Raw genomic sequence first — 7207 nt, 5'->3', positions numbered from 1 at the left:
TGGGTGCGTCGCTCAGGGCAGCTTCCTGATCTCCGCGATGACCTCGGGCATGGCCTCGTTGTTGCGGCGGAACCAGTCCAGCAGGAAGGCGACCTGCTCGTCGGAGCAGCCCGCCAGCCGCTCGCGGAAGGCGCGGCCCATCGGCTCGAAGTACGCGGAGAACTGGTCGGCGTTCTCCGCCACGAGCTCCACGATCACGCGGCGCCGGTCGTCGGGGTCCCGGGTCCGCCGGACGTAGCCGGCCTTCTCCAGCCGGTCGATCACGGCGGTGATGGCGCCGCCGGTCGTGATGCCCATGAGCCGCGCCAGCCGCCCGGGGGTCTGCGGGCCGTCCATCGCCAGCGCGTTCACGCACTGCGCGTCGGTGACGTTCATGCCCGCCTTGCTCGCGGTGGCGTGGTGCAGGAGCACCGTGAACATCGTGCTCCGCCGCATCGCGTCCTGCAGCTCGGCCGCCATCCGATCGCGCTCCGAGGTCACCACGCGCCACCTCCCTTTTCTCCGCATCAGAGAGACTCATTGGAAGAGCGACTCTTCAAGGGAGATCCTAAGGGGGCGCGACCGCGTGTGGCGCACGCGACACCGCAGATGATCAGAGCACGCTTGGAACGGTCCTACGATGGGCTTGTCCGGGCCGAAAACAGAGGTCCGCTCCTGGCCCCGAATCCCACGAAGGTTCGGGGCCGAGCTCTTCCGGCTACCCTCCCGCCTCCTGGGCGACCTCCTTCGCCCACCGGTAGTCGGCCTTGCCCGCCGGGGAGCGCTTCATCTCGTCCACGAAGGCGTAGACGCGCGGGACCTTGTAGCCCGACAGCTCCTTGCGGCAGTGGGCGTCCAGGTCCTCCTCCGCGGGCCGCTCACCGCCGGCGGGCTCGACCACCGCCGCGACGCGGTTGCCCCAGCGCTCGTCCGGAATGCCCGTGACGACCGCGTCGTACACGGCCGGGTGGCCCTTGAGGACGGCCTCGACCTCCTCCGGGAACACCTTCTCCCCGCCGGTGTTGATGGCCTGCGACCCCCGCCCGTACACGGCGATCGACCCGTCCTCCTCGACGGTGGCGATGTCGCCGGTCAGCAGCCAGCGCCGCCCGTCCACCACCGGGAACGTCTTCGCCGTCTTCTCCGGGTCGTTGTAGTAGCCCTCCGCGATGTGCCCGCTGCGGGCGACCTGCCCGATCACGCCGGACCCCGGCTTCACCGGGCGGAGCGCGTCGTCCAGGACGGTGACGTCCTGCACGTCCGGCGCGAACCGCAGCCCCTTCTCCGGCGTCGAACCCGCCACGGCCTCCGCCGTCGAGCCCGACTCCGTCGACCCGAACCGGTCGAGGATCAGCACGTTCGGCAGGAGCTTCTGGATGCGGTCGCGGACCGTCCCGGTGAAGATCGCACCCGTGGAGACGTAGGCGAACAGCGACGAGGTGTCGTAGTCGCCGCGCGCCAGCTCCTCCGCCATCGGGATCGCCATCGCGTCCCCGGTGATCGTCAGCGAGTTGACCTTCTCCCGCTCGATCGTCGCCCACACGTCCGCCGCGTCGAACTTGCGCGTGTACACGAGCGTCGCGCCCATGAACCAGGCGATGAACGTGGCCACCTGCGCGGCCCCGTGCATCAGCGGCGCGACCGGCATCATGATCAGTGGACCGCTGTTCCGGGCGTGCTCCACGATGTCCTCGGGCCTGGACGGGCGCGGCACCGTCGGGTTCCAGAACGCGAAGATGATCTGCTCGGTCGTCCACATGACGCCCTTGGGCATCCCGGTCGTCCCGCCGGTGTAGATGATGTAGCGGTCTTCGCCGGAACGCGCCGGGAAGCCTCGCGTTCCGTCGGCGTCCCGCAGCGCCTCCTCGTAGGCGACCGCGCCCGGGATGGAGGGCGTGCCGCCCACCGCGACGAGGTGCTTCAGAGCGGGCACCTCCGGCACGGTCGCGGCGACCTTGTCCTCGAACTCCACGTCGTAGAGGAGCGCGACGCTGTCGGAGTCCCGGAACACGTAGAGCAGCTCGTTCTCGACGTACCGGTAGTTGACGTTGATGGGCACGGCACGGATCTTCAGCGCCGCCAGCAGCGCCGCCGCGTACTCGATGCCGTTGTAGAGCTGGATGGCGATGTGCTGACCGGGCTTGACGCCAGCGTCCGCCAGGTGGTGCGCGAGACGGTTCGCGTGCTCGTCCATCTCGGCGTAGGTGAGCTTGTGGTCGCCGCACACCAGGGCGACACGCTCCCCTATCGCGTCGGCGACTCCCTCGAACAGATCAGCGTGGTTGTACTCCATCGGACGTCCCTTTCGGGGTGTGGGTCGCGCCCAGGGAATAGGAGGGACTATCAGGGTTTGTCGCTGCCGACGATCCACATCGCGAAGAACTGGGCGCCGCCGCCGTAGGCGTGCCCGAGGGCGCGGCGCGCGCCGTCCACCTGGTGCTCACCGGCCATCCCGCGCACCTGCAGCGCCGCCTCGGCGAACCGGATCATCCCGGACGCGCCGATCGGGTTGGACGACAGCACGCCGCCGGACGGGTTCCACGGGATGTCGCCGTCGAACGCCGTCGCGCCCGCCTCGGTGAGCTTCCAGCCCTCGTTCTCGCCGCAGAACCCGAGGTTCTCCAGCCACATCGGCTCGTACCAGGAGAACGGGACGTACACCTCGGCGCAGTCGAGCTCGCTGCGCGGGTCGGTGATGCCCGCCTGCCGGTAGACGTCGGCCGCCGCGTCCTTGCCGCCCTGCGGGCTCACGCTGTCGCGGCCCGCGAACTGCATCGGCTCCGACCGCATCGACGTCCCGTGCACCCACGCCGGCGGGTTCGGCGACTGCCGGGCAGCCTTCTCGGAGGCCAGCACCATCGCGCACGCGCCGTCCGAAGACGGGCACGTCTCCAGGTACCGGATCGGCTCCCACAGCATCGGCGTCGACTCGACCATCTCCCGCGAGATGCCGGGGATCTTCAGGTGCGCGTACTGGTTCCGCAGCGCGTTCTGCCGGTCCTTGACCGCCACCAGCGTGCCGATGTGGTCGGGGGCGCCGGCGCGGGCCATGTAGGCGCGGATGTGCGGCGCGAAGTAGCCGCCCGCCCCGACGACGAGGGACGTGGTGAACGGCCCGTTCACCGTCAGCGCCCACGTGGCGTTCGACTCCGACTGCTTCTCCCAGGCGAGCGTGAGCACCCGCTCGTGCACGCCGGACTGGATCAGGTTGGCCGCGACGATCGCGGTGGAGCCGCCGACGGAGCCGGCCGTGTGCACCCGCATCAGCGGCTTGCCGGTCGCGCCGAGCGCGTCCGCCAGGAAGACCTCCGGCATCACCACGCCCTCGAACAGGTCGGGCGCCTTGCCGACCACGACGGCGTCGATGTCCTTCCAGGTCAGCCCGGCGTCGTCGAGCGCGCGGCGGGCTGCCTCGCGGACCAGGCCCGCCATCGACACGTCCAGCCGCTTGGTCCGGTACTGCGTCTGCCCGATGCCGACGATCGCGCACGGATTAGCCATTGTTCTCTCCCGACAGCACGCAGACGAGGTTCTGCTGAAGGCAGGGGCCGGACGCGGCGTGCCCGAGCGTCCGGGACGCCGTCCCGTCGTGGATGCGGGACGCGGCCTCGCCGATCCGGATGAGGCCCGCCGCCATCACCGGGTTCGCCGACAGCGCCCCGCCGGACGGGTTGATCGTCACGCCGTCGCCCAGGCCGAGCGCCTCGCGCAGGATCAGCTCCTCGTGGCTGAACTGCGCGTGCAGCTCCGCGACCTCGATCCCCGTCGCGCCGGCCTTCTCGCCCGCGATGCGGGCGGCCTCAGACCGGGTCAGGTCGCGGACGCCGAGCGAGTGCGGCTCGGTGCGGTGGTCGATGCCGGTGATCCACGCGGGCCGCTCGCACAGCTCCCGCGCCTTGTCCCCGGCCGCGAGGACGATCGCCGCGGCACCGTCGGTCACGGGCGCGACGTCGTAGCCGTGCAGCGGCGCCACGTCGTAGTCCTGCTCGGCGGCGGACTCCGCGGGGTCCGGCAGGTGCAGCGCGAACGGGTTGCCGCGGCCGGCCTCCCGCGAGCGCGCCGCGACCGCCCGCAGGTCGTCCTCCTTCACGCCCGCCTTCTCCATGTACGCGCGGGCCTGCATGGCGGCCATCGACACCTGGTCGACGCCGAGCGGCGCCAGGTGGTACGGGTCGAGCTGCTGGGACATGATCGCGCGGAGGTCGCCCTGGGACGACTTGCCGAACCCGTACACCAGCGCGGTGTCGATCTCGCCGATCTGGAGCTTCACCCACGCCTCGTAGAGCGCCCAGGCGCCGTCCATCTCGACGTGGCTCTCGGAGATCGGCGGCCACGCGCCCAGCGTGTCGAGCGCGGACACGAACGCGAACGGCGCGCCCTGCAGGTAGTCGCACGACCCCGAGCAGGTGAAGCCGAAGCGGGACAGCCCGGTCCGCTCCTTGATCTCGTTGATCACCGGCAGGACCATCTCGGTCTCCGCGATCCCCTGGTCCTCCGCGCTGTGCTCGGTCTGCACGAACGCGACCACTGCAACAGGACGCATCACATGTAGTCCTTGATCTCTTCGAAGGGGACGTCGGGCTCGTCGATGGGCTCGAACCACTTGATGTTGGCCATCGACCTGTCCCACTCCTCGCGGGGCCGCCACGCCGCCCGCACCCGCATGCCCATCCGCACCTGGTCGGCCGGGATGCCCGCGACGAGCGTCAGCATCGTCAGGCCGGCGCCGTCCAGCAGGACGTAGCCGGACACGAACGGCACCTCGGGCGCGCGCGGGTCGGGGATGTTGTTGACCGCGAAGGTGGTGACGGTGCCGGTGTCGGGCAGCTCCACCTCCTCGGTGGTGGGGACGCCGTCGCGCGTGCAGAACCCCTTCATCGGGACGATGACCTTCTCGCACACCGGGCAGCGGTGGCCGAGGATCCGGCCCTCGGAGATGCCCTCCAGGAACCGGCCGAGCGCGCGCCCGCCCTTCAGGCGGTACTCCAGCGCCGCCTGCGGGTTGATCATGGTGACCTCGGGCAGGAAGCACTCGATGTCGCCGATCGTCCCGGTCCGCTCCGCGCGGTACTTCGGCCGCACCCGCATCCCGGTCTTCAGCACCTTCGGCGGCTTCGCGCCCGGCTCGAACACGCCGAGGTCGAGCGCGTGCAGCAGCGCGGTGTCGGCGCCGTCCGGGCGGATCAGCGCCCACGCGAACGGCCGGTCGAACGGGTGCTCCTTGGCGGGCCGCGGCACCCACGACCACGTCGTCACGGTCCCGGCGGGGCCGACCTCGACGAACTCGCCGGTGACGTCCTCCCCGGTCTCGGGGTCGCACTCCGCCGGCGGGACGAGCACCCTGCCGCCCGCCGTGCGGACGCCGACCATCCGGCCGTCGCGCAGCTCGCTCAGGAAGCGCCCGGTGACCGGGCCGACCGAGCGGGTGTAGCCGCCCGGGAACGCGACCAGGTGGTTGGGCTCGGCTGCTTCAGATGGCACTCTCGCGGTCCTTCCAGTACGGGTCCCTGAGCTTGCGCTTGAGCAGCTTGCCGTTCGGCTCGCGCGGCATCGTCTCGATGTAGTCGATCGACTTCGGCCACTTCATCTTGGCGAGCCGGCCCTCCAGCGACGCGAGGATCTCGGCGGTCAGCTCGTCGCCGGGCTCGGTGCCCTCGGCGGGCTCCACGATGGCCTTGATCTGCTCGCCCCACTCCTCGTCGGGGATGCCGAACACGGCGACGTCCGCGACCTTCGGGTGCAGGATGATCTCGTTCTCGATCTCGGCCGGGTAGATGTTCGCCCCGCCCGAGATGATCATGTCGGCCTTGCGGTCGGACAGGAACAGGAACCCGTCCTCGGTGAGGTAGCCGATGTCGCCGACGGTGAAGAAGTCCTTGAGGCGGTTCTTCTCCGTCTTCTCCTTGTCGCCCTTGTACTCGAACTCGACGCCGGCCATCTTCATGTAGATCGTGCCGTGCGCGCCCGTCGGGACCGGGTCGCCGTCGTCGTCGACGATGAGCAGCTCGCTGATCGGCCACGCGTTGCCGACCGTCCCCGGGTGGGCGCGCCAGTCGGCCGGGCTCGCGATCGTCCCGCCGCCCTCGGTCGCCGCGTAGTACTCCCAGATGCAGTCGCCCCACCATTCGAGCATCTGCTGCTTGATCGGCACCGGGCACGGCGCGGCCGCGTGGATGGCCCACTTCATGCTCGACACGTCGTACCGGGACCGGACGTCCTCGGGCAGGGCGAGCAGCCGCTTGAAGTGCGTCGGGACCATGTGGGTATTGCTCACGCCGTGTTCCTGGATCATTCTCAGGGTGTCTTCGGCGTCCCACTTGTCCATGTACACGACCGTGTGGCCCATGTGCAGGGCGGTGCCGCCGAACTGGGTGACGGCCGTGTGGTAGTTCGGCGAGGTGATCAGATGGGCCTGGTGCTCGCCCCCCGCGGGACGCCCCGGCGGGATGCCGAACAGGCCCAGCAGGAACGTCATCAGCTCGGCGCTGTCGTCGGGGTCGATGCCCATCAGCGCCCGCTTGACGCCCTTCGGGCGGCCGGTCGTCCCGGACGTGTAGTGCATCGTCGCGCCGTTGGTGCGGTCGTCCGGCAGCGTGTCGGGCCGCCCCTCGACCAGCTCGCCGTACGGGCGGAACCCGGCGACGTCCCCGATGGCGAACCGCCGGTGCGGCTCGATCTCCTCGCCGGCCCGGACGCCCTCGGCGGCGTACCGCTCGTGGACGATGAACGCCTTCGCCTCGGCGTCGGCGACGATGTAGCCGATCTCCGGGCCCGTCAGGTGCCAGTTGATCGGCGTGTAGTACCAGCCGGCCTGCAGCGCGGCCAGATACAGGACGAGCCCCTCGACGCCGTTCGGGACGAGGCCGCAGATGCCGTCGCCGTTCTTCAGCCCGAGCGCGCGGAGGCCGTGGACGAGCCTGTTGGAGCGGGCGAGCAGGTCCCCCGCGGTGTACTGCGTCCCATCCGGATCAACGGCCGCGACCCACTCGGGATCGGCCTGCGCCAGCCGCCAAAAGCCCAATGACCCCATCGGATCTCCCTACGTGAGCACGGTGAGCGCCGTCACAGGCGACGCCCCGGCGCCCAAAGTAGATCACGTTCTCGTTTTGCTAATCAAGCCCTACCGGCCAGGCAGCTGCTTAACTAGAATCTGTTCTCGTTTGACATCTGAGCTGGAGGAACCATGGCGGAACGGCTGCCGATCAGCACCGAGCACTGCGACGTCGAG

General features: G+C 70.2%; 6 protein-coding genes. All 6 read right to left on the bottom strand.

What is annotated here, in order from left to right:
- Window positions 1-12: 12 nt before the first annotated feature.
- Window positions 13-483 (bottom strand): MarR family winged helix-turn-helix transcriptional regulator, encoded by a 471-nt coding sequence (locus IEZ03_RS24055; RefSeq protein ID WP_229808528.1) that lies wholly within the window; start codon window positions 481-483, stop codon window positions 13-15.
- Window positions 484-697: 214 nt separating this feature from the next.
- On the bottom strand, window positions 698-2272 hold the full coding sequence (locus IEZ03_RS24050; protein ID WP_184880986.1) for an acyl-CoA synthetase: 1575 nt from the start codon (window positions 2270-2272) through the stop codon (window positions 698-700).
- 50 nt (window positions 2273-2322) lie between these two features.
- Window positions 2323-3480 carry a thiolase family protein gene (locus IEZ03_RS24045; RefSeq protein WP_184880984.1) on the bottom strand — a complete coding sequence of 386 codons (1158 nt, stop codon included), beginning with the start codon at window positions 3478-3480 and terminating at the stop codon, window positions 2323-2325.
- A complete protein-coding gene (locus IEZ03_RS24040) occupies window positions 3473-4522 on the bottom strand; it encodes a thiolase family protein (protein WP_184880982.1) in 1050 nt (349 codons plus the stop codon). The genes IEZ03_RS24045 and IEZ03_RS24040 overlap by 8 nt, the downstream gene beginning before the upstream one ends.
- A complete protein-coding gene (locus tag IEZ03_RS24035; RefSeq protein WP_184880980.1) occupies window positions 4522-5460 on the bottom strand; it encodes a Zn-ribbon domain-containing OB-fold protein in 939 nt (312 codons plus the stop codon). Before IEZ03_RS24035 ends, IEZ03_RS24040 begins: the two co-directional genes overlap by 1 nt.
- Window positions 5450-7009, bottom strand: coding sequence for an acyl-CoA synthetase (locus IEZ03_RS24030; protein WP_184880978.1), 1560 nt, complete (start codon window positions 7007-7009; stop codon window positions 5450-5452). Before IEZ03_RS24030 ends, IEZ03_RS24035 begins: the two co-directional genes overlap by 11 nt.
- Window positions 7010-7207 lie beyond the last annotated feature (198 nt).

The sequence above is a fragment of the Actinomadura livida genome (assembly GCF_014648675.1).
In the GTDB taxonomy this organism is placed as follows: Bacteria; Actinomycetota; Actinomycetes; order Streptosporangiales; family Streptosporangiaceae; genus Spirillospora; species Spirillospora livida.
Note: the sequence above shows the minus strand (reverse complement) of the source record. Positions and strands in the feature narration are given on the sequence as shown.

Bases quoted from the DNA above. Each gene is read 5' to 3' on its own strand.
- IEZ03_RS24050 (WP_184880986.1), bottom strand. From the start codon at position 2,272: ATGGAGTACAACCACGCTGATCTGTTCGAGGGAGTCGCCGACGCGATA.
- IEZ03_RS24045 (WP_184880984.1), bottom strand. From the start codon at position 3,480: ATGGCTAATCCGTGCGCGATCGTCGGCATCGGGCAGACGCAGTACCGG.
- IEZ03_RS24040 (WP_184880982.1), bottom strand. From the start codon at position 4,522: ATGCGTCCTGTTGCAGTGGTCGCGTTCGTGCAGACCGAGCACAGCGCG.
- IEZ03_RS24030 (WP_184880978.1), bottom strand. From the start codon at position 7,009: ATGGGGTCATTGGGCTTTTGGCGGCTGGCGCAGGCCGATCCCGAGTGG.